The sequence below is a fragment of the Muricoccus pecuniae genome (assembly GCF_014199205.1).
Lineage (GTDB): Bacteria > Pseudomonadota > Alphaproteobacteria > Acetobacterales > Acetobacteraceae > Roseomonas > Roseomonas pecuniae.
On sequence record NZ_JACIJD010000008.1, the window covers coordinates 105517 to 127550 of the forward strand.

A 22034-nucleotide genomic window follows, 5' to 3' on the forward strand; every position below is an offset into this window, starting at 1 on the left:
GGCGGCCAGTGCCGCCCGGCGCCTCCGAAGGATGCTATGCAGAAAAAAGTCTTCTTCCGCGGGCGTCTCCTCCCGCTCGTCCTGCTGGCGCCGCAGCTCGCGGTGACGGTCGTGTTCTTCTTCTGGCCGGCGGGGCAGGCGATCCTGCAGTCCACCATGCGGGAGGATGCCTTCGGCTTCTCCCGCGAGTTCGTGGGGCTGGAGAACTTCCGCGAGGTGCTGGAGGACCCGGCCTGGGTGAACGCCGCCCTCAACAGCTTCGTCTTCTCCGCCCTCGTTGCCGGCCTCGCCCTCGGCCTCGCGCTCTTCCTGGCGGTGCAGGCGGACAAGTCGCTGCGCGGCGCGACGGTCTACCGCAGCCTGCTGATCTGGCCCTACGCGGTCGCCCCCGCCGTGGCGGCCGTGCTCTGGCTCTTCCTCTTCCAGCCCCAGGTCGGGTTGATCGGGCGGGGGCTGAACGCGATCGGCATCGCCTGGGACTACCGGCTGAACGGTGGCCAGGCGATGACGCTGATCGTGATCGCCGCTGCCTGGAAGCAGCTCGCCTACAACTTCATCTTCTTCCTCGCGGGGCTGCAATCCATCCCGGCCAGCGTGCTCGAGGCGGCTGCGATCGATGGCGCCCGTCCGACCCGCCGCTTCTGGACCGTCATCTTCCCCCTCCTGTCGCCGACGACCTTCTTCCTGCTCGTCGTGAACCTCACCTATGCCTTCTTCGAGACCTTCGGCATCATCCACGCCCTCACCGGCGGCGGGCCGGCGAAGGCGACGGAGACGCTGATCTACAAGGTCTATGTGGACGGGGTGGAGAACCTGAACCTCGGCCAGTCCTCGGCCCAGAGCGTGATTCTCATGATCATCGTCATCGCCCTCACCGCCATCCAGTTCCGCGCGGTCGAGAAGAAGGTCCATTACTGATGGACGGCAGCCTCGCCACCCCCGCGCCGGTCCGCGACGACGCCCTGCTGCGCGCCACCCGCCGCCGGCGGCTTGCCTCGCGGCTCCTCGCCCACGCGGCCCTTCTCCTCGGGGTCGCCATCGTCGCCTTTCCGATCTGGATGACCCTCGTCGGCTCCACCCACGATGCCGGGACCATTGGACGGGGCGATGTTCCCCTCCTGCCCGGTTCGCACGCGGCGGAGAACTACGCGACCGCCTGGAACGAGGGCGGCGGGCGCACGCGCACCACCCCGGCCTCGGTGATGCTGTGGAACAGCCTACTGATGGCGGTGCTGATCGCGGTGGGGAAGATCACCATCTCCATCCTCTCGGCCTATGCCGTGGTGTTCTTCCGCTTCCCCGGGCGCATGATCGCTTTCTGGGCGATCTTCATCACCCTCATGCTGCCGGTGGAGGTGCGGATCATCCCGACCTTCCAGGTGATCGTGGACCTGAACCTCGGCAACAGCTGGACGGGGCTGGTCGTGCCGCTCATCGCCTCGGCGACGGCGACGCTGCTGTTCCGCCAGTTCTTCCTCACCATCCCTGACGAGTTCGTCGAGGCCGCGAAGATGGACGGCGCCGGGCCGCTGCGCTTCCTGCGCGACGTCGTGCTGCCCCTGTCGCTGACGAATATCGCAGCCCTCTTCGTCATCCTCTTCATCTATGGCTGGAACCAGTATCTCTGGCCCCTGCTGATCATCAACGACCGCTCGATGGAGACGATCGTCGTCGGCCTCTCCAAGATGATCGGGCGCGGGGATTCGCAGAACGACTGGAACACGATCATGGCGACCGCCGTGCTCGCCCTGTTGCCCCCCGTGCTCGTGGTCGCGCTCATGCAGCGCTGGTTCGTGCGCGGGCTGACCGAGACCGAGAAGTAGACGAGATGGCCACCCTTTCCCTCCACGGCGTCCGCAAGTCCTTCAACAACACCGCTGTCCTGCACGGGATCGACCTGGAGGTCGCGGATGGCGAGCTCGTCGTCATCGTCGGCGCCTCCGGCTGTGGCAAGTCCACCCTGCTGCGCATCGTGGCCGGGCTGGAGACCCCGAGCGACGGCCAGGTGGTGATCAATGGCCGCGACGTGACGGGCCTCGAGCCCGCGGACCGCGACATCGCCATGGTGTTCCAGAACTACGCGCTCTATCCCCACATGTCCGTCTTCGGGAACATGGCCTACGGGCTGAAGATCCGCGGGCTGCCGCGTGCAGAGATCGACCGGCGGGTGCGGGACGCCGCCGGCATCCTCGGGATCGAGCCGCTGCTGGACCGAAAGCCGAAGCAGCTCTCCGGCGGGCAGCGGCAGCGCGTGGCCATGGGCCGCGCCATCGTGCGCGAGCCCGCGCTCTTCCTTTTCGACGAGCCGCTCTCGAATCTCGACGCCAAGCTCCGGGTGCAGATGCGCGCCGAGATCCGCCGGCTGCAGCGCCGCCTCGGCGTCACCTCCCTCTTCGTCACCCACGACCAGGTGGAGGCGATGACGCTCGGGGACCGGCTGGTGGTGATGAATGCCGGCCGCCCGGCGCAGGTCGCGCCGCCGATGGAGATCTTCGCCCGCCCCGCCGACACCTATGTCGCGGGCTTCATCGGCAGCCCGTCCATGAACTTCATCCCCGCCGCCCTCGACCAGGGCAACGCCTCGGCCCGGCTGGCCGACGGCACGCTCGTGCCCTTCCCCGAGGGGCACCGGCCGGGCAGCGCGGGCCAGCCCATCACCCTCGGCGTCCGGCCGGAGCACCTTCTCCCCGGCGAGGGCGAGGGCGAGGGCGCGATCCCGCTCGCCGTGGAGCTGATCGAGCCGCTGGGCTCGGAGACGGTGGTGCATGGCCGCGCGCCCGGCGGCCTTGCCATCACGGCCCGGCTGCCCGGGACCTTCTCTGGCTCGGTGCTGCCCGTGCGCCTGCCGGGCGCGCATCTGCACGTCTTCGACGCGGAGACGGGCCGGCGCCTCGATCCATGATTCGCGGCACTCCCCGGTATCCTCTTCCGGCCGGGCCCGGCGCCCGCTACCCATCGCGGTGATGGACGCCCGGCCCAACGAAAACCCCGCCCTCTCCGCCCTTCGCGCCGATGCCGACCGGCTCTGGCACGAGGGCCGCTTCGAGGAAGCCGCGCGCCGCTACGGCGAGGCCGCGGCGCAGTCCGCGGACCCCGCGCCATTCCTCGCCTGGCAGGGCCACGCGCTCCGCGCGGCGGGAGAGACGGAGGCCGCCCTGGAGGCCTATGCGCGCGCCGGCGCCGCCTCGCCGGCCGATGCCTCCATGCACCGGCACCGCGGGCACGCGCTGCGCGCGACGGGGCGGCACCGGGAGGCGCTGCAGGCCTATGCCTTCGCCGTAGCCCTGGAGACGGGCGCGACGCAGGGCGCGGCGGCCGAGGCCGCCATCCGCGCCCTCGAGTCGGAGAGCCCGGATTTTCCCGAACCCCCGCCGCCTCCGGCACCCGTGGTGCGGGCCCCGCAGCCCGCGCCGGAGCAGCCTCCTCTGGTGGCGGCCGCCCCGCCGCGCCCCGCAGTGCCTCGGCTCGCCACCCGCCTGGCCCCTCCACCCCGGCCGCGCATCGCGATGCTGCGCGCGGGCGGGAACGCCCTTCCGCGCGCCGCCCATGCGGCCGGGACCGGCATCGCCTTCGACGTCAGCGACCTCCTGCTGCATTTCAGGGGCCGCCGCACCCTCACGGGGATCCAGCGCGTGCAGGCCGGCATCGTCGGCGCGGCGCTCGGCACGGGGCTGGAGGCCTCCTACCTCGCCTTCGACAGCGACCGGGCGATCTGGCGGGCGGTGGAGCCGGACGGCCTTTCCCGCCTTCTCTCCCTGTCCGCCGCCGGCTCGGACACGGGCGAGCCGGCCTGGGTAGCGGCGCGGGACGAGGTGCTCGGCGCAGCGGCGAGCGGCCCGGCCCACGGCTTCGCCCCCGCCGCGACCCTGGTCAACCTCGGTAACTCTTGGGGCATCCCCGACTACTTCCGCGGACTGCGGAACGCGCGGCGCGGCGCGGACCTCCGCTACATCCCCTTCCTGCACGACTGCGTGCCGCTGGTGATGCCGGAGCACTGCGTGCGGATCCTCGTGCAGGACTACGCCCGCTGGTTCTCCTCCCTCGGGGTCCATGCACAAGGCGTGCTCTGCAATTCCGAGGCGACGCGAGCGGACGGGCGGCGCTTCCTACACGATCTTCTCCCTGGCCTCGACATCCCCATGGCGGTGGTCCCGCTCGATGCCGATCCCCGCGGCGGGGCCGCGCCGGACCCCACCGCGCTGGAGGGCACGCGGGCGCCGCGCCCGCCCGAGCCCTATGTCCTCTTCGTCGCGACGATCGAGAGCCGGAAGGACCACCTCACGGTGTTCCGCGCCTGGCTCGCCCTGCTGCGCCGGCACGGCCCGGCCCGCATCCCGCGCCTCGTCTGCGTCGGCACGCAGGGCTGGCACGCGGAGGCCGCGATGAACCTGCTGGAGGGGAGCGCGGAGCTGGCCCGCCACGTCGTGCTCCTGCACGACATCTCCGATGGCGGGCTGGCCGCGCTCTACAGGGACTGTCTCTTCACGATCTACAACTCCCACCACGAGGGCTGGGGGCTGCCGGTCACGGAGAGCATCGCCTGGGGCAAGGTGCCGCTCCTGCCCCGCCACTCCGCCCTGCTGGAATCGGGAGCGGGCGCGGCCGTCTATGTCGAGCCGCAAAGCGAGTCGGACATGGCCACCGCCGTCGAGCGCCTGCTCTTCGAGCCCGGTGCGCTGGCCAGGGCCGAGCGGGCCGTCGCCGATCACGGCCCCGGGCGCCGCTGGGAAGCCGTGCTGGCCGATGTGCTCGGTGCGCTGGAACGTTTCGAGGGGGAGGGCTCGCCCTCTCTGACCGAGAGGCTGGCCCTGCCTCTCGGCCAGCGCCTGCCGCTGTCCCGCTCGGACGCGACCGTGCCGAGCCTCGCCCTGGCGCTCTCCGACACCGTGCGCGACGGGCCGGGCTGGCGGCCGCAGGAGGGTTGGGGAACGCCCCTGGCCGGTGGCATCCCTGCACGGCTGAGGCTGGTGCTGCCGCCCGGCACGGCCGGGCCGCTGCGGCTCCACCTGGAGCTGCGCGCGGGAGGGGGGCGGCCGATCCGCTTCGCCCTCTTTGCCGACTCGGCGCCTGCCGGCGCCGCCAGCATCCCCGCCCCGCCCGGGGGCGACTTCGCGACCGCCCTTTCCCTGGAGGTGGCGGAGGGGACGGAGGTGCTGGAACTGGAAGTGGACGCGCCGGAGGGCACGGGGCTGCGGGCCCTGATGCTCTGCCGGGAGGATGACCTGATCGCGCGCCTGGATTTCCTCGAAGCCCAGCGGCTGCCGGCGGTCCGGGCGGGCTGACCGCCACGAATACAGCCATTGGTTGCTGGAAGGTTAACGGCAGGGCCGGCGAGGCTGGGGCATGCGAACCGCCCCCCTCCGCCGGACCCGATTTACTTCCGATTCACATCTCTCCGGCACGATCCTGCGCATGATCAGCACCAATGCTCTGGCCGCCTTCACGCAGGACGTGTCGCGGGCCGCGGGGATCAGCGGGGTTCAGCCCGTGCGCGCCGCCCCGGGCGGCGGAGGCGGCAATGCGGCGGCACCGGCGCAGCGCCTGCTCGAATCGGTCCCGGCCGCGCCGGCCACCCCGCTCCCCCGGGGCTCCCTGCTCGACCTCCGGGTCTGAACCCGCCCCGAAAGGGGTTGTGAGGCGGCCGGGCGCGGCTCATTCTTCGCCGATGCCCGGACGGTTCGAGAGAATTCGGCAGGAGGGAGACGACAGGGATCGGCTGACCTGCCGCGACTGCGGCTATGTCGCTTATGAGAACCCGAAAGTCGTGGTCGGCTCCGTCGTTGCCGTCGAGGATCCCTCGGGCGAGGATGCCGTGCTGCTCTGCCGGCGCGCCATCGAGCCCCGCAGCGGCTTCTGGACCCTGCCCGCGGGCTATCTCGAGATGCACGAGACCGTGGAGGAAGGCGCCCGCCGCGAGGCGTGGGAGGAGGCCTGTGCGCGTATCCGCACCGAAGGCGTCCTCGCCGTCTACTCCATCGCGCGACTCGGCCAGGTGCAGGTAATGTTCCGCGCGCGGCTGGAGGAGCCCGGCTATGCCGCGGGGCCCGAGAGCCTGGAGGTCCGCGCCTTTCCCTGGGCCAGCATTCCCTGGGACGAGATCGCCTTTCCGACCGTGCGCTGGGCGCTGAATGCCTGGCGCGAGGGGGCCGGCCATCCCGGCCCGGCCGTTCTCAACCCGCCCGAGGACCAGCGCGGCACGCGCCCGCTCCCCGGGCACATCCTGGCGGGAGATGCCGGATGATCGCCAGCCTCGCCCTATCGGCCCTGCTTCTCGGTGCCACGCCGGCCGGCGATGGGCAGGCGCCGGGGGCCGGCGCCATCCATCTCGTGCAGGACGCGCCCGCTCCCCCGGTCGCGACCACGCCGCGCTCCCGGCGCCCCGCCCAGCGTCGCGCGGCCCGGCGCCGAGCGCCGCCTCCTGTGGCCGAGGCGCCCCCGCCTCCGCCTCCCGCGCCCGCCCCGCAGGCGGACATCGCCCCCATGCCGAACCGCTCGGTCGAGGCGCCGCGGCCGCCGCCGACGCGGGAGGCGGCGCGGCTCCGCCCGGACCTGATCGAGCCGCGCAACCTGCCGGACAGCCGGGTGCAGTCCGGCAACAACTACACCGAGCGGCAGGACAGGCTGTTCCGGGATCCCGCCGCCGGGGCGCGGCTGGAGATCCCCTTCTCCTACTAAGAAGGAGAGCGCTGCGCGCGGCCGGGCGACCAGACGTCGTCGGGACGCGCCCAGAGGGCGGGGTCGCGCAGCCCCCGCGCCAGGGCCTCGGCAATCGCCGCCAGGATGAGCTCGCCCTTCTCCGCCGTCGCGGCACGGGGGTCGCCTCGCACGCCGGTGCCGGGCGCGCGCTCGGCGAAGGACCAGAAGCGCTGGAAGGCGCTGCCGCCGACGGATGGCCCGCCATTCGACAGCGCGCCCTCGATCCTCTCCCGCCGGACCTGGGCGGGGTCCAGCGCCAGCCAGAGGCTCGTCTCCGCCTCGCAGGCGTGCTGCGTCCCGCTCTGCGTCTCCAGGATGCCGGCGATGGCCGCGGCGGCGGCCTGATGCACCGTGGCGGTGACGACCGGGATGCCCATCTCCGCGCCCAGCTCCCGCGCGATCACCACCAGCGGCTCGATGTTCCCGCCATGGGAGTTGGCGAGGAAGAGCTTGCGGAACCCGCAGGCGAGGACCGATCGCGCCACGCAGGCGATCACGGCCTGCATCGTGCGGAAGTCGAGGCTGATCGTGCCGCCGAAGGGCAGGTGGTGCTCGCTGATCCCCTGCCACATCGGCGGCAGGACGATTGCGGGCGCGTCCCCCTCCACCAGCTCGGCCGCTCGGATGCAGGCGGCGTGGCCGATGAGGCTGTCCGTCCAGACCGGCAGGTGCGGCCCGTGCTGCTCCAGCGCGGCCACGGGCAGGATCACGGTGGCGTCCCGCGCCGCCCATTCCCCGATCTCGGGGGCAGTGAGCCTTTCCCAGCGGACCTCAGGCATCAGGACAAGCCCAGGAGGGAGCGGGCGTAGTCGCGCGCCTCGAAGGGGCGGAGGTCGGCTGCCGTCTCGCCCACGCCGACGGCGTGGACGGGCAGGCCGAACTCCTCGGCCAGGGCGACGACGACGCCGCCCTTGGCCGAGCCGTCGAGCTTGGTGACAATCAGGCCGGTCACGTCCACCATCTCGCGGAACACCTTGCACTGCTGCACGGCATTCTGGCCGGTGGTGGCGTCCAGCACCAGCAGCACGGCGTGCGGCACCTCGGGGTCGAGCTTGCGGAGCACGCGCACGACCTTGCGCAGCTCCTCCATCAGCCCGGCCTTGTTGTGCAGCCGCCCGGCGGTGTCGATGAGGAGGATGTCGGCGCCCTCGGCGCGTGCGCGCTGCAGCGCCTCATGGGCGAGGCCCGCCGCATCCGCACCCTCCTTGGCCGGGGCGACGACCGTGCTGCCCGTGCGCTCGCCCCAGATCTGGAGCTGCTCCACCGCGGCGGCGCGGAAGGTGTCGCCGGCGGCCATCATCACGCGCCGGCCCTCGGCGCGGTAGTTCTGCGCCAGCTTGGCGATGGTGGTCGTCTTGCCCGTGCCGTTCACCCCGACCACGAGCACGACATAGGGCTTCACGCCCCAGTCGGGCCGAAGGGGCTGCGCGACGGGGGCCAGGATCTCTGCCACCTCATCGGCCAGGGCGGCCTTCACCTCCTCGTCCGTCACCTCCTTGCCGAAGCGGGTGCGGCGGAAGCTGCCGACGATGCGCCGGGCGGCGGGCAGGCCGAGATCGGCGAGGATGAGGGTCTCCTCCAACTCCTCCAGCGCCTCCTCGTCCAGCCGGCGCTTGCGGAAGAGGCCGGTCAGGTTCTCCGTCAGCCGCGCGGTGGAGCGGGAAAGGCCCGCCTTGAGCCGGGAGAAGAAGCCCCCCTGGGGCGCGGCATGCCCGGCGGCGGGTGCCGGCTGCGGCGCCGGCGGCGCATCGGGCGCGGCCGGCGCCGCAGCCTGCACCTCGGCAGCCTGCACCTCGTACGCCTCCTCCACCGGCTCCGCGGCCGGGGCGGGGCCGGAATCCGTGCTCAGCCCGGGCACCACGGGCAGGGTCGGCATGGTCGGGCGGAAGGCCTGCGGGATCTCGCCGCCATCCGTGGACACCTCCGCCGGGGCCGGGGTGGCGAAGCCGGGGATGCCGGAGACCGGGGGAAGAAGGTGGCCGGGTCCCCGGGCCTGCATCGGGGCGGGCGCGTCGGGCGGGTCGCCGATGCCGGGCTCCGGCTCCGGCACCTGGTCCGGGGCATCCGGCTCGCGGAGCGGGGGCGGCTCCTCGGCGGGCGGAGGCGGGATCGTCGGCGCGTCCGGTTCCCCCGCGGGCGGCTTCGGCTCGCCCTCGGGGGTCGTGGCCCAGGTAGCGAGCCGCCCCCAGAGATCCTTCAGCGCCATGCGTTCCACTCCATCAGGGGGCGTCTCACGACGCGTAGGCGTCGAGGTCGATCATGCCGGTGAAGGCGGTCGCGGTGGGGCCGGCCATCATCACATGCCCGTCCTCCCGCCACTCGATGAACAGGTCCCCGCCGGGCAGGGAAACCGTCGCGGCCCGTGCCGAGAGGCCCCGCCGCGCCGCGTTCACCAGCGCCGCGCAGGCGCCGGAGCCGCAGGCGAGCGTCAGCCCCGCCCCCCGCTCCCAGACCGCGAGGCGGAGATGGTCGGGCGCGAGGACCTGCACGAAGCCGATATTCGCGCGGTCGGGGAAGAGCGGGTCGCGCTCCAGCGCGGGGCCGATGCGGGGGAGGTCCAGCGCATCGAGATCGGGCACGAAGAAGGTCGCGTGCGGGTTGCCCATGGAGCAGGCGGCGGGGTCGGAGACGCCCTCCGCCGCCAGCGGTAGGTGCAGCGTGTCGGCCTCCCGCGCGAGGGGCACCTCCCTCCAGCCCAGCCGGGCCGGGCCCATATCTACGCGGATGCGGCCATCCGGCAGGCGGTCGGCGGGGAGGAGGCCGGCGATCGTGCGGATGGCGACCGCGTCGCTCCCGGCCTCGGCCATGGCCAGCTCGGCCACGCAGCGGGTGGCGTTGCCGCAGGCCCCGGCCTCGGAGCCGTCGGGGTTGCGGATGCGCATGAACACCTCCGCCCCCTCCCCGCCCGGCTCCATGACGATGAACTGGTCGCAGCCGATGCCCCGGTGCCGGTCGGCGATGGCGGCCGCGCGGGCGGGGGTGATGGGCAGGGGGGCGCGGCGCGCGTCGAGCACGACGAAGTCGTTGCCGAGGCCGTGCATCTTGCGGAAGGAGATCATCATCGCGCGGCCGATATAGGGGGCGCCGGCCCGCGCCGGAAGCGCCGTGCCCTAGCCCGTGGGGGTCGGGGTGGGGTCGAGCGTCGCCGCGCCCCCCGCCTCCCCCGGCAACAGCGCGGCGAGCACCTCCTCCGGCACGGCGTCGAAGCGGAGCCCGGCCTCGGCGAAGAGCCTGGCCGATATGTGGCCCCGCCGGTCCCATTCGGAGCGGGTGCCGAGCCGCGGCGCGGAGGCCACCACGCGCCGGATGCCGGACTGGATCGAGAGCACGGCGCAGTGGTTGCAGACCGGCTTGCCCACGACATAGAGCGTGCAGCCCCTCGCCTCGCGCCCGGCGAAGAGAAGGGCGGACTGCTCGGCATGCACCATCATGTCGAGCTTCGTCGGCTTGTCCGAGAGCCGGTCCATGTCGTCCTCGATGCGGGTGGGGAAGCCGTTGAAGCCGGTGGCGACGATGCGGTTCAGCTCGGGCGCGACGATCACGGCGCCCACGCGCCCCCGGGGGTCCTTCGACCATCCCCGGATGTGGGCGGCCAGGCCGAGATAGCGCCGGTCCCAGCGCGTCAGCGCCGTCTCTCCCTCCTGCGTCACGGCGCGGCCTCCCTCGGCCGCACGACGGTGACGGAGCAGGGCGCGCGCGCGGCCACCTCCCCCGAGACCGAGCCCAGAACGCTCCGCAGCACCGAATTCGCCCGCGCGCCCATCACGACGTGATCCACTCCGTTCGCCACGGCGTATTCGAGCAGGGCCTCGGCCGCCGAGGAACCCTCCAGCACGTGGAAGGTGATGCGCCCCTCCTCCAGCCCGAGCGGCGCAGCCCAGTGGCGCAGCTCGGCCAGGCGCTGCACGCGGGAGGAGCGGCCCTCGTCGTCGTGCTGCGCGTCCCCGGTGATGTAGCCGTCCAGCAGCACGTTGAGGCAGGCCACGCGCGCGCCGGGCATGGTGCGGAGGACGTTCCCCACACTCGCCCGCAGCGCATCGGCCAGGGCGACGGACCCTTCCCGCAGGTCCACGGCCACGGCGACGATCGGCGCGGCATGGGCCGTCACCGCCGGGCGACCGGTGCGGGGGGCGCGGTCGCGGTTGAAGCGGCGCTCCAGCACGGCGAGCCAGCCATCCCGCCGCAGGCGCTCGGCGCGTGGCGTCAGCCGCACGGATTCGGGGTTGCGGAGGTCGAAGGCGAGCCCGGTCGCCGTGGGATAGCGGCTGCCCGGCTCCACCTCCAGGCAGCGCAGGATCACCTCCTGCAGCCAGGACGGGATCTCCGGGCGCAGCTTGCGGGGCGGCACGGGGTCGCGCCAGAGGCGCTTGCGGACGGCGCGGAGGTGCTGCGGCTCTCCGAAGGGAAGGATCCCCGTCGCGAGCTGGTAGAGCAGGACGCCGAGGGAGAAGATGTCGCTCCGGGGCTCGTTCCGTTGCCCCATCGCCTGCTCCGGCGCCATGTAGGGGGCGGTGCCGTAGGGAATGCGAAACTCCTCCTCGATGAGGTCGGGGAGCTGGCCGTGGTGGGAGAGGCCGAAATCTACCAGCACGGCATCGCCCCGCAGCCCGTCCGGTGTCGGGCGGAAGAGGATGTTGGCGGGCTTGATGTCGAGATGTGAGACCCGCTGGCGATGCAGGGCCGCGATGGCCAGCGCCGCCTTCGCCCCGATCGCGGCCACCTCGTCCAGGGATAGGGGAAGGTCCCGCAGCCTCGCCAGGAGGGAGGGGCCGGGGATGCGCTCCATCGCGAGATAGGGATGCGGCGTGTCGAACCCCCCGGCCGCCACGTAGCGCGGGACATGCGGGCCGGTGAGCCGGGGCAGGATCATCTGCTCCATCTCGAAGGAGACGATATGGGCAGCGTCCACCCCGTCGAGATGTGGCAGCTTCATCAGCACGGGGAAGTCGTGCGCGGGATGCGTCGCCTCGAAGATGGAGGCCATGCCTCCCTGGTGGAGCGGCGGGCCGAGGGTGAAGCCGTCGATCACCTGTCCTTCCCGCGGCCGGCGCTGGGGCATCGTCAGCGCCCGAGGAAGAGGCGGTCGGCGAGGCTCTCCGGCAGGCCGGCCCCCCGGATCTTCGCGGCCGCCATCTCCACGTCGTAGGGCACGCGCATCCAGCGCAGCTCGGCGGCCGCGGGGTCCAGCAGCCCGTAGCAGGCGGCGGGGTCCCCATCCCGGGGCTGACCGACCGCTCCCATCACCGCCAGCCAGCGCCGGGGGCGGGGGAGAGGGACGGGAACGCCGGGCGCGGGCGAGAAGGCGGTGCACTTGTCCGTCGCGGTGAGGCCGAAGAGCCGGGGGACATGGACGTGGCCGCAGACGGTGACCCGCGCCGGGCTCGCGTCGAGGCTGCGCCGGGCCTCCTCGGCGCCGAGGACGTAGCGCCACTCCTCCGGGGCGGAGGCGTCGGAATGGACGAAGAGAACGTCTCCCTCCACGTGCTCGAGCGGGAGCGTCCGGAGGAAACCGGCTGCATCGGGGCTGAGCTGGGCGCGGGTCCAGTCGATGGCCGCGGCGGCGCGGCCGTTCATGCGGGTGCCCCGGGCGAAGACGGCCTGGTCGTGGTTCCCGAGGATGGCGACCGCCCCGTGGGCGATCCGGTCCATGACGGTGCGGAGGCACCAGGCGGGGTCCGCCCCGTAGCCGACGATGTCGCCGAGGAAGACGAATCGCGTGGCGCCCGCGCGGTCGGCGTGGTCGAGGCAGGCCGAGAGGGCCTCGCGGTTGGCGTGAATGTCGGAGAGGATGGCGATCATCGCCCCGCTATCCTTATCCTGTCCGGCCGGATGCGCCAGGACCGCAACGGGTCTTGCCGCACCCCCGGGCTTCCCTTATACCCCGCCCTCCCACGCGCCCCGGGCTTCTCTGGGCTGCCCGGCCGTGGTCCCGGCCCCCGCCGCATGGTGCGGCCCGCCCCCCACCCGAAAGGCGAAGGGGGCGGCGCAAGGTGGGGCCGTCCATCCCCCTGCCATGAGGAGGACCCAAATGCCCAAGATGAAGACGACGTCTTCTGCCAAGAAGCGCTTCAAGATCACGGCGACCGGCAAGGTTCTGGCTGGCCCGGGCAAGAAGCGCCACAACCTCTCCGCCCGCTCGCAGAAGGTGAAGCGCCAGAACCGCGGCAACCAGGTGCTGCGCGACCAGGACGCGAAGACCGTGATGACCTGGCTGCCCTACGGCCTGCCCCGGTAAGCGAGAGAGGATAGACACATGGCTCGTGTAAAGCGCGGCGTCACCGCCCACGCCCGTCACAAGAAGGTCCTCAAGCTCGCCAAGGGCTATGTCGGCCGGTCCTCCACCGCCTACCGCCCCGCGCTGGAGCGGGTCGAGAAGGCGCTGCAGTACGCCTATCGCGACCGCCGCAACAAGAAGCGCGACTTCCGCGGCCTCTGGATCCAGCGCATCAACGCCGCCTGCCGCGAGAACGGGATCGTCTACTCCCGCTTCATCGCCGGGCTGAAGGCCGCGGGGATCGAGCTGGACCGCAAGGTGCTGGCCGCCATCGCCTATGACGACGCGGCCTCCTTCGCCACGCTCGTCGAGAAGGCCAAGGCGTCCCTCCCGGCTCAGCAGACCGCCTGAGCCCCGGTGCCCCGCCGCAGGGCGGGGCGCCAATCCAGTTGATCGTTCGAGGGCCGCGATGGCCGGGAGGTTTCCCGGCGGCGCGGCCCTTGGCATATGGGGCGCCCGCCGGGTGGCCAGGGATGGGTTCGGGAATGGTTGACGATCTCGACATGCTGCGCGCCTCGATCGAGGCCGCCATCGCGGAGGCCGCCGACCTCCGCGCGCTAGACGCGGTGCGCGTCTCGGCGCTGGGCAAGAGCGGCGAGGTGACGGGGCTGCTCAAGACCCTCGGCGCCCTCCCGCCGGAGGAGCGCCGCGCGCGTGGGGCGCAGGTGAACGCGCTCAAGCTCGAGGTGGAGCGCGCGCTGGATAGCCGCCGCACGACGCTGGAGGCCTTCGCACTGGACGCGAAGCTGGCGGCGGAGCGGATGGACGTCACCCTCCCCCCGCGCCCGCACCCGCCGACGGGGCCGGAATCCGGCAGCATCCACCCGATCTCCCGCACCATGGAGGAGCTGATCGCCCTCTTCGGCGCGATGGGCTTCAGGGTGGCCGAGGGGCCGGACATCGAGGGCGACTGGCACAACTTCTCCGCCCTCAACATCCCGGACCATCACCCCGCCCGGCAGGACCACGACACCTTCTATCTCACCCCTCCCGAGCCCGGCGGGCGGCGCCCGGTGCTGCGGACCCACACGAGCCCCGTGCAGATCCGCACGATGCTGGAGGAGGAGCCGCCGATCCGCGTGATCGTCCCCGGCCGCACCTGGCGCGCGGACCACGACGCAACGCACTCGCCCATGTTCCATCAGGTCGAGGGGCTGGTGATCGGGCGCGACATCCACATGGGGCACCTGAAGGGCACGCTCGTCGACTTCCTTCGCGCCTTCTTCGGCATCGCGGACCTGCCCGTGCGCTTCCGCAGCAGCTACTTCCCCTTCACCGAGCCCTCGATGGAGGTGGATATCGGCTGGAGCCGCAGGACGGGCGAGCTGGGCCAGGGCGGTGACTGGCTGGAGATCCTGGGCAGCGGCATGGTGCATCCGAAGGTGCTGGCCAATGCCGGCATCGACCCGAAGGTGTGGCAGGGCTTCGCCTTCGGCATGGGGATCGAGCGCATCACCATGCTGAAGCACGGCATCCCCGACCTGCGCCCCTTCTACGAGGCGGATCTTCGCTGGCTGCGCCACTACGCGACCTCGCCGCTCTCGCCCTTCACGCTCCACGACGCCGCCTGAGAGACAGACGATGAAGTTCACCCTCTCCTGGCTGCGCGACCATCTGGAGACGGATGCGTCGCTGGACCGGATCCTCGCGACCCTCAACACCATCGGGCTGGAGGTCGAGGGCGTGGAGGACCGCGCCGCCGCCCTCGCCCCCTTCCGCATCGCCCATGTGGTCGAGGCGGAGCAGCACCCGAACGCCGATCGCCTGCGCGCGCTGAAGGTGGATGTGGGCGACGGCACCCTCCGTTCCGTCGTCTGCGGCGCGCCCAATGCGCGCGCGGGAATGAGGGGCGTGGCGGCGCTGCCCGGCGCCTTCGTGCCCGGCACCGGCATCACGCTGAAGGCCGGCGAGATCCGCGGCGTGAAGAGCGAGGCGATGATGCTCTCCTCGCGCGAGATGGGGCTGGGCGACGACCACAGCGGCATCGTGGAGCTGCCGGAGGACGCGCCGGTGGGCACGCCCTATGCCGACTATGCCGGGCTGGGCGATCCCGTGATCGAGATCAGCGTCACCCCCAACCGCGGCGACGCGCTGGCCGTGCGCGGCGTGGCGCGTGACCTCGCCGCGGCGGGGCTCGGCACGCTGAAGCCCTGGAACCCGGAGCCGGTCGCGCCCGCCTATCCCACGCCGCTGGAATGGCTGATCGACGATCCCCGCGCCTGCATCCAGGTGCTCGGCCGCGCCGTGCGGGGCGTGACCAACGGCCCCTCGCCCAAGTGGATGCAGGACCGGCTGACCGCCATCGGCCTGCGCCCGATCAACGCGCTGGTGGACGTCACCAACTTCTTCACCTTCGATCTCGGCCGCCCGCTGCACGTCTTCGACGTGGCAAAGGTGAAGGGGCGAACCCTCACCATGCGCCTCGGCCGCGAGGGCGACGAGTACCTTGCGCTGAACGGCAAGACCTACCGCCCGACGCCCGAGGATATCGTCATCGCCGACGAGGCCGGGGTGGAGAGCCTCGCCGCTATTGTCGGCGGCGAGTCCACGGGCTGCGACGAGGGGACGCGAGAGGTCTTCATCGAGTGCGCGCTCTTCGACCCCGTGCGCATCGCCCTCACCGGCCGCCGCCACGGGGTGCACAGCGACGCCCGCGCGCGCAACGAGCGCGGCCTCGACCCCGCCGCGCAGCGCGCGATGCTGGAGGCGGCGACGCGGATGATCGTCGATCTCTGCGGCGGCGAGGCGAGCACGATCACCGAGGCCGGGGCGGAGCCGCAGTGGCGTCGCGACGCGACGCTGCGTTTCGAGCGGATCGCGGGCCTCGGCGGCTCCTCCATCCCGGCCGAGCGCGCCGTGGCCTCGCTGGAGCGGCTGGGCTTCGCGGTGGGGGCTCAGGACGCGGCCTCCGTCACCGTCGCCGTGCCGTCCTGGCGCAACGACGTCGCCTCCTCCCGCTCCACCTATCGCGCGGGCGGCACGGAGCTGACGCAGGAGCCGAACCTCGATCCCGCCCGCGCCGCCGCGGCGGCCGAGGGGGTCGAGGATGTCGAGGCCGAGTGCGACCTGCTGGAGGAAGTGCTGCGGCTGGAGGGGCTGGACGCCATCCCCGCCGTCTCCCTGCCCGCCGAGGGGCGGCTGCCCCTTCCCGCCCTCACCCCGCGCCAGTCCCGCGCCGGCCTTGCCCGCCGCGTGCTGGCCTCGCGCGGGCTCGCCGAGGCCGTGACCTTCGGCTTCACCGGCCGCGGCACGGCCCTCCTGTTCGGGGAGGCACCGGAGTCGCTCCGTGTGGAGAACCCGATCGCCGCCGATCTCGACCAGATGCGGCCCACGCCGCTCGCCACCCTGCTCGGTGCCGCCGGGCGCAACGCGGCGCGCGGCTTCCCGGACGTGGCGCTCTTTGAGATCGGCGCCTCCTACGCCGTGCCCTCGCCGGAAGGGCAGCTCGCCACCGCGGCCGGGCTTCGCCTGGGGCGGACGCCGCGCCATCCGCTGGAGCCCTCCCGCCCCGTGGACGCGCTGGACGCGAAGGGGGACGCGCTGGCCGTGCTGCTCGCCCTCGGCCTCTCGCCCGCGGCGCTGAGCGTCACCGCCGATGCGCCCGGGCACTACCATCCCGGCCGTTCCGGCGTGCTGCGCAGCGGCCCGAAGCTGCCGCTCGCGCGCTTCGGGGAGCTGCATCCCCGCCTGCTCTCGGCGCTGGGCATCGACGGGCCGGCGGTGGCCTTCGAGGTGCTGCTGGATTCGGTTCCCGAGCCGAAGCGCCGGAAGAAGGCCGCGCCTGATCTCCCGGCTTTCCAGCCCCTCCGCCGAGACCTGGCCTTCCTGGTGGACGAGACGGTGGGCGCCGAGGCGCTGATCCGTGCCGCCCGCAACGCGGAGCGGAACCTGCTGGCCGATGTGTCGCTCTTCGACCGCTATGCCGGTGACCGGCTTCCCGAGGGGAAGGTGTCCCTCGCCCTGGAGATCACGCTCCAGCCGCGGGAGCGGACGCTGACGGATGCGGAGATCGAGGCGATCACCGGGCGCATCGTCGCCGCCGTCACCAAGGCGACGGGCGCGGTGCTGCGGGGCTGACCGCAGGGCGCGTCGGGTCTAGCGTGGCGCGGCGCCCGCCCCGGCGGGTGCCCACAAGACGGAAACGACCATGGCCAGCGAAGCCCCTCGCCCCTTCCGCCTCCCCGTTCCCGAACTGGGCGACCTGCCCCAGGACATCCGCGAGAAGATCCTGGCCGTGCAGGAGAAGGCGGGCTTCGTGCCCAATGTCTTCCTCCTCCTCGCCCGGCGCCCGGAGGAGTTCCGCGCCTTCGTCGCCTACCACGACGCCCTCATGGAGAAGCGCGAGGGGCTGACGGCGGCCGAGCGGGAGATGATCGTCATCGCCGTCTCCTCCGCCCATTCCTGCCTCTACTGCGTGGTGGCGCACGGGGCGATCCTGCGGGTCCGGGCGAAGGACTCCGTCATCGCCGACCTCGTGGCGACGAACTACCGCAAGGCCGGGCTGCCACCCCGCCAGCGCGCCATGCTGGACCATGCGCTGAAGGTGGCCACCGCCTCGCATCTCGTGGGCGAGGAGGACCACCGGGCGCTGGCCGAGGCCGGCTTCTCCGAGGACGAGGCCTGGGACATCGCGGCCATCGCCGCCTTCTTCTCCATGTCCAACCGCCTGGCCAACGCGATGGATCTCCGGCCGAATCCGGAGTTCCACACCCTCGGGCGGCGATGAAGCTCCCGGCGCATGGCCGGAACGGGCGGGGCAGCGCGGCCCTTCCCGCGGACCGGCAGTTTTTCCGAGAGCTCTACTATCGCGACACGCCCCGCGCGGTCCGCTACCGCTACGGCCTGCTCCTGCTGGACGCGGTCACCCTCGTCTTCATCATCGCCACCTCCTTCATCGCGCGGACCACCGCGGTGGAGGTGGCGGACACGGCCCTCGGCCTCGTCCTGCTGGCCGAGTTCGGCGCCCGGCTCCGCGCCAGCCCCCGGCCGTGGCGCGAGCTGATGCATCCGGCCACCCTCGCCGATGCGGTGGCGATCCTTTGCTTCCTCATCCCCAGGCTGGGGGCGGCGGCGGGCTTCCTGCGGGCCCTGCGGGTCATCAGGCTCCTCCGCTCCCCGCGGCTGCTGAACCGCCTGCGCCGGGACTTCCCCGCCTTCCAGCGGAACGAGGACTCGATCGTCGCCGCCACCGACCTCGTCGTCTTCATCTTCATCATGACGGGGCTGGTCTACGAGACCCAGTACCGGTTCAACGAGGAGATCCGGGACTACGCGGACGCCCTCTACTTCACGGTCACCGCCCTGACGACGACGGGCTTCGGGGACATCACCCTGCCCGGGCGCACGGGCCGGCTGCTGACCGTCCTCATCATGTTCGCCGGCGTGACCCTCTTCCTGCGCCTGGCCCAGTCCCTGTTCCGGCCGAACAAGGTCCGCTTCCCCTGCCCCAATTGCGGGCTCCAGCGGCACGAGCCGGACGCCGTCCACTGCAAGGCCTGCGGCCAGACCCTGAACATCCCGGACGAGGGCAGCTGAGCCCCCCTGCCGCTCCCCCCGGCACGCCGCGCTTGGCCCCGGGCGCGGCCTGCCCTATCTGATGCCCTGAACGCCCCAGATTGGCCCCTGAATCAGGCCGGGGGGCCATGCCCGCCCACGGCCCGGAACCAGATGACCGACACCCCGCTCGACCGCATCCGCAACTTCTCGATCATCGCCCATATCGACCACGGCAAGTCCACCCTGGCCGACCGGCTGATCCAGAACACCGGCGCCCTCACCTCCCGCGAGATGACGGAGCAGGTGCTGGACAACATGGACATCGAGAAGGAGCGCGGCATCACCATCAAGGCGCAGACCGTGCGCCTGAACTACCGCGCGCAGGACGGGCAGGACTATGTCCTGAACCTCATGGACACGCCGGGCCATGTGGACTTCGCCTATGAGGTCTCGCGCAGCCTCGCGGCCTGCGAGGGCTCCCTCCTGGTGGTGGACGCCTCCCAGGGCGTGGAGGCGCAGACCCTGGCCAATGTCTACCAGGCCATCGATGCGGGCCACGAGATCGTCCCCATCCTCAACAAGGTCGATCTCCCCGCCGCCGAGCCGGAGCGGGTGAAGCAGCAGATCGAGGACGTGGTCGGCCTGCCCGCCGACGACGCCGTGATGATCTCCGCCAAGACCGGGCTGAACATCGAGGGGGTGCTGGAGGCCATCGTCACCCGCCTCCCCCCGCCCAAGGGCGACGCCTCTACTGCCACCAAGGCCCTTCTCGTCGATAGCTGGTACGACCCGTATCTCGGGGTCGTCATCCTCGTCCGCGTGAAGGACGGGCACCTCCGCAAGGGGCAGAAGATCCGCATGATGGCGGAGGGCTCGACGCATGTGGTCGAGCAGGTCGGCGTCTTCCGGCCGAAGATGCAGGCGGTGGAGAGCCTCGGGCCGGGCGAGATGGGCTACATCACCGCCGCCATCAAGACGGTCGCCGACACGAATGTCGGCGACACCATCACGGACGACCGCAACCCCGCGGCCGAGGCGCTGCCGGGCTTCAAGCCCTCCATCCCCGTGGTCTGGTGCGGCCTCTACCCCGTGGATGCCGACGACTTCGAGAAGCTGCGCGACAGTCTCGCCAAGCTGCGGCTGAACGACGCTTCCTTCCACTACGAGGCGGAGAGCAGCGCGGCGCTCGGCTTCGGCTACCGCTGCGGCTTCCTCGGCCTGCTGCACCTCGAGATCATCCAGGAGCGCCTCTCGCGCGAGTTCGACCTCGATCTCATCGCGACGGCGCCGAGCGTTGTCTACAAGCTCAAGATGACGAACGGCACGGAGCGGGAGCTGCACAACCCCGCCGACATGCCCGACATCGTCACGATCGACAGCATCCAGGAACCCTGGATCAAGGCGACGATCTTCGTGCCGGACGAGTATCTCGGCAACATCCTCACGCTCTGCAGCGAGCGCCGCGGGCAGCAGGTGGAGCTGACCTATGTCGGCGCCCGCGCCATGGCCGTGTACCGCCTGCCGCTGAACGAGGTGGTCTTCGACTTCTACGACCGCCTCAAGTCCATCTCCCGCGGCTATGCCAGCTTCGACTACGCGATGGACAGCTACGAGGAGGGCGACCTCGTGAAGATCGGCATCCTCGTGAACAACGAACCGGTGGACGCCCTCTCCTTCATGGCCCACCGTTCCCAGGCCGAGCGCCGTGGCCGCCAGATCTGCGAGAAGCTGAAGGACCTCATCCCCCGCCAGCTCTTCAAGATCCCCATCCAGGCCGCGATCGGCGGCCGCGTCATCGCGCGCGAGACGATCGGCGCCATGTCCAAGGACGTCACCGCCAAGTGCTATGGCGGCGACATCAGCCGCAAGCGCAAGCTCCTGGAGAAGCAGAAGGAGGGCAAGAAGCGCATGCGGCAGTTCGGCAAGGTGGAGATCCCGCAGAGCGCCTTCATCGCCGCGCTCAAGATGGATTCCTGAGCCCCGGCGGGGGCGCGCCGTTGCGCCCCCGCAACCCGCTTGACAGCGCGCCCCGAATCCTGCGACCGCCCCGTTATTAACGGGAGTTCACGTCCATGATCTCGATGACGCGTCGCCGCGCGCTCGCCCTCGCGACCGCCCTCGCCGCCCCGGCCCTGCTTCCCGGCACGGCGCGCGCCCAGGCGAACTACCCCAACCGCCCCGTCACCATCATCGTCCCCTTCGCGGCCGGTGGCCCGACGGACGTGGTCTCCCGCCTCGTCGCCGAGGTGATGGCGCGCGACCTCGGCCAGCCCGTGGTCGTGGAGAACGTGGGCGGCGCCGGCGGGACGCTCGGCGCGCAGCGCGTCGCCCAGGCCCGGCCGGACGGGCACACCCTGCTCATCCACCATATCGGGATGGGCACCACCCCCTCCCTCTACCGCCGCCTCGCCTACGATCCCGTGAACGGCTTCGAGGCGGCCGGGCTGATCACCGAAGTCCCGATGACCATCATCGCCAAGAAGGACTTCCCCGCGAACAACCTCGCCGAGCTGGTGCAGGTGATGCGCCAGCGGAAGCTGGAGGTGAACCTGGCCAATGCCGGCGTCGGCGCCGCCTCCCATATCTGCGGGCTGCTGCTGCAGGCGGCGGTGCAGACCCAGGTCACCACGGTGCCCTATCGCGGCACGGGCCCGGCGATGACGGACCTCATCGGCGGCACGGTGGACCTTCTCTGCGACCAGACGACCAACACGACGCAGCAGATCACCTCGGGCGCGGTGAAGGCCTTCGCCGTCACCACCTCCGCCCGGAACTCGGCCCTTCCGAACCTGCCGACGGCGAGCGAGGCGGGGCTGCCCGGATTCGAGGTCTCGGTCTGGCACGGGCTCTACGCGCCGAAGGGCACGGACGCGGCCATCGTGAACCGCCTCTCCCGCGCCCTGCAGGTCGCGCTGCGCGACGAGCGGCTGATCGCGCGCTTCGCCGAGCTGGGCACCACCCCGGTGAGCCAGGAGCAGGCGACGCCGGAGGCGCATCGCCGCTACTGGCAGGCGGACATCGCCAAGTGGCGCCCGATCATCCAGGCCGCGGGGCAGTACGCGGACTGACGCGGCCGCTCGGAGGCGTAACGAAACCGGGCCGAGCTTGACAGGGCGGCGGCCCGGGGCCACGCCCTTGGGCATGTTTGAACCGGCGGGGTGCCCTCGCCGGAGATGGAGGGACTGTCTGGATGGGAAGCCTGACGGGCCGCCGCGTTCTGGTTGTCGAGGATGAGACCCTCGTCGCCATGCTGGTCGAGGATACGCTGGCCGATGCCGGGGTGCAGGTGATGGGGCCAGTGGCGACCGTCTCCGAGGCGCTGTCGCTCCTCGAGTCCGAACGCCCCGACCTCGCGGTGCTGGACCTGAACCTGGCCGGCGAAACCTCCGAGCCGGTGGCCGAGCGGCTGATGGCGCTGGAGGTTCCCTTCGTCGTCGCCTCCGGCTACGGCGCGGCCGGGCTGCCGCAGCGCCTCGTCGGCAACCCGGTCCTCGCCAAGCCCTACGCGCCCGAGGACCTGACCGCCGCCCTCGCCCGGCTGCCCGTCGGCTGAGCGGCGGGCCGGGTA

The 22034-nt window shown here is 72.1% G+C and carries 22 protein-coding genes; 16 read left to right on the forward strand and 6 right to left on the reverse strand.

The genetic code is table 11. The features are described from left to right. Nucleotides 1-36 precede the first annotated feature (36 nt). The 7 genes from ugpA to FHS87_RS10275 all read left to right on the forward strand — a co-directional run bounded on the left by ugpA (nucleotide 37) and on the right by FHS87_RS10275 (nucleotide 6675). The gene (gene ugpA, locus FHS87_RS10245) at nucleotides 37-918 is read left to right on the forward strand and encodes a sn-glycerol-3-phosphate ABC transporter permease UgpA (protein ID WP_184517336.1); all 882 of its coding nucleotides are present in this window, start codon (nucleotides 37-39) and stop codon (nucleotides 916-918) included. Further along, nucleotides 918-1823: a sn-glycerol-3-phosphate ABC transporter permease UgpE gene (gene ugpE / locus FHS87_RS10250; RefSeq protein WP_184517339.1), complete on the forward strand. Its 906-nt coding sequence runs from the start codon at nucleotides 918-920 to the stop codon at nucleotides 1821-1823. The genes ugpA and ugpE overlap by 1 nt, the downstream gene beginning before the upstream one ends. A gap of 5 nt (nucleotides 1824-1828) precedes the next feature. Next, complete coding sequence (locus FHS87_RS10255) at nucleotides 1829-2902, forward strand: ABC transporter ATP-binding protein (RefSeq protein WP_184517342.1); 1074 nt, start codon at nucleotides 1829-1831, stop codon at nucleotides 2900-2902. A 61-nt stretch (nucleotides 2903-2963) separates the two neighbouring features. Next, nucleotides 2964-5282: a glycosyltransferase family 4 protein gene (locus FHS87_RS10260; protein WP_184517345.1), complete on the forward strand. Its 2319-nt coding sequence runs from the start codon at nucleotides 2964-2966 to the stop codon at nucleotides 5280-5282. A gap of 130 nt (nucleotides 5283-5412) precedes the next feature. Then, nucleotides 5413-5613: a hypothetical protein gene (locus tag FHS87_RS10265; RefSeq protein WP_184517348.1), complete on the forward strand. Its 201-nt coding sequence runs from the start codon at nucleotides 5413-5415 to the stop codon at nucleotides 5611-5613. A 52-nt stretch (nucleotides 5614-5665) separates the two neighbouring features. Next, nucleotides 5666-6241 (forward strand): NUDIX domain-containing protein, encoded by a 576-nt coding sequence (locus FHS87_RS10270; protein ID WP_184517351.1) that lies wholly within the window; start codon nucleotides 5666-5668, stop codon nucleotides 6239-6241. Further along, a complete protein-coding gene (locus FHS87_RS10275) occupies nucleotides 6238-6675 on the forward strand; it encodes a hypothetical protein (protein WP_184517354.1) in 438 nt (145 codons plus the stop codon). The genes FHS87_RS10270 and FHS87_RS10275 overlap by 4 nt, the downstream gene beginning before the upstream one ends. Here the strand turns inward: FHS87_RS10275 and FHS87_RS10280 are convergent. From FHS87_RS10280 to FHS87_RS10305, 6 genes are all read right to left on the reverse strand, one after another. Further along, nucleotides 6672-7475 carry a creatininase family protein gene (locus FHS87_RS10280; protein WP_184517357.1) on the reverse strand — a complete coding sequence of 268 codons (804 nt, stop codon included), beginning with the start codon at nucleotides 7473-7475 and terminating at the stop codon, nucleotides 6672-6674. The genes FHS87_RS10275 and FHS87_RS10280 overlap by 4 nt on opposite strands. Continuing rightward, entirely contained in the window at nucleotides 7475-8545 is a 1071-nt protein-coding gene (gene ftsY, locus FHS87_RS24455) for a signal recognition particle-docking protein FtsY (protein WP_456306613.1), read from the reverse strand. The genes FHS87_RS10280 and ftsY overlap by 1 nt, the downstream gene beginning before the upstream one ends. Nucleotides 8546-8927: 382 nt before the next feature. Further along, nucleotides 8928-9758: a diaminopimelate epimerase gene (gene dapF / locus FHS87_RS10290; RefSeq protein WP_184517359.1), complete on the reverse strand. Its 831-nt coding sequence runs from the start codon at nucleotides 9756-9758 to the stop codon at nucleotides 8928-8930. A gap of 48 nt (nucleotides 9759-9806) precedes the next feature. Beyond that, entirely contained in the window at nucleotides 9807-10346 is a 540-nt protein-coding gene (locus tag FHS87_RS10295) for a deoxycytidylate deaminase (RefSeq protein ID WP_184517361.1), read from the reverse strand. Next, the gene (locus FHS87_RS10300; protein ID WP_184517363.1) at nucleotides 10343-11755 is read right to left on the reverse strand and encodes a serine/threonine protein kinase; all 1413 of its coding nucleotides are present in this window, start codon (nucleotides 11753-11755) and stop codon (nucleotides 10343-10345) included. The genes FHS87_RS10295 and FHS87_RS10300 overlap by 4 nt, the downstream gene beginning before the upstream one ends. 2 nt (nucleotides 11756-11757) lie before the next feature. Beyond that, nucleotides 11758-12495, reverse strand: a complete 738-nt coding sequence (locus FHS87_RS10305) for a metallophosphoesterase family protein (protein WP_184517365.1) — start codon at nucleotides 12493-12495, stop codon at nucleotides 11758-11760. A gap of 229 nt (nucleotides 12496-12724) precedes the next feature. On the opposite strand from FHS87_RS10305, the gene rpmI reads away from it, so the two are divergent. The 9 genes from rpmI to FHS87_RS10350 all read left to right on the forward strand — a co-directional run bounded on the left by rpmI (nucleotide 12725) and on the right by FHS87_RS10350 (nucleotide 22019). After that, entirely contained in the window at nucleotides 12725-12931 is a 207-nt protein-coding gene (gene rpmI / locus FHS87_RS10310) for a 50S ribosomal protein L35 (protein WP_043836759.1), read from the forward strand. An 18-nt stretch (nucleotides 12932-12949) separates the two neighbouring features. Next, nucleotides 12950-13321 (forward strand): 50S ribosomal protein L20, encoded by a 372-nt coding sequence (gene rplT / locus FHS87_RS10315; RefSeq protein ID WP_184517367.1) that lies wholly within the window; start codon nucleotides 12950-12952, stop codon nucleotides 13319-13321. A gap of 134 nt (nucleotides 13322-13455) precedes the next feature. Beyond that, nucleotides 13456-14541 carry a phenylalanine--tRNA ligase subunit alpha gene (gene pheS / locus FHS87_RS10320; RefSeq protein ID WP_184517368.1) on the forward strand — a complete coding sequence of 362 codons (1086 nt, stop codon included), beginning with the start codon at nucleotides 13456-13458 and terminating at the stop codon, nucleotides 14539-14541. A gap of 10 nt (nucleotides 14542-14551) precedes the next feature. Further along, on the forward strand, nucleotides 14552-17047 hold the full coding sequence (gene pheT / locus FHS87_RS10325; RefSeq protein ID WP_184517370.1) for a phenylalanine--tRNA ligase subunit beta: 2496 nt from the start codon (nucleotides 14552-14554) through the stop codon (nucleotides 17045-17047). Nucleotides 17048-17117: 70 nt separating this feature from the next. Next, nucleotides 17118-17696, forward strand: coding sequence for a peroxidase-related enzyme (locus tag FHS87_RS10330; RefSeq protein WP_184517374.1), 579 nt, complete (start codon nucleotides 17118-17120; stop codon nucleotides 17694-17696). Then, nucleotides 17693-18505, forward strand: coding sequence for a potassium channel family protein (locus FHS87_RS10335; RefSeq protein WP_184517378.1), 813 nt, complete (start codon nucleotides 17693-17695; stop codon nucleotides 18503-18505). Before FHS87_RS10330 ends, FHS87_RS10335 begins: the two co-directional genes overlap by 4 nt. 132 nt (nucleotides 18506-18637) lie before the next feature. Beyond that, entirely contained in the window at nucleotides 18638-20443 is a 1806-nt protein-coding gene (lepA, locus tag FHS87_RS10340; protein ID WP_184517380.1) for a translation elongation factor 4, read from the forward strand. Nucleotides 20444-20538: 95 nt separating this feature from the next. Next, nucleotides 20539-21534 (forward strand): tripartite tricarboxylate transporter substrate-binding protein, encoded by a 996-nt coding sequence (locus FHS87_RS10345; protein WP_246418306.1) that lies wholly within the window; start codon nucleotides 20539-20541, stop codon nucleotides 21532-21534. A 122-nt stretch (nucleotides 21535-21656) separates the two neighbouring features. Continuing rightward, a complete protein-coding gene (locus FHS87_RS10350) occupies nucleotides 21657-22019 on the forward strand; it encodes a response regulator (RefSeq protein WP_184517382.1) in 363 nt (120 codons plus the stop codon). Nucleotides 22020-22034: the final 15 nt, after the last annotated feature.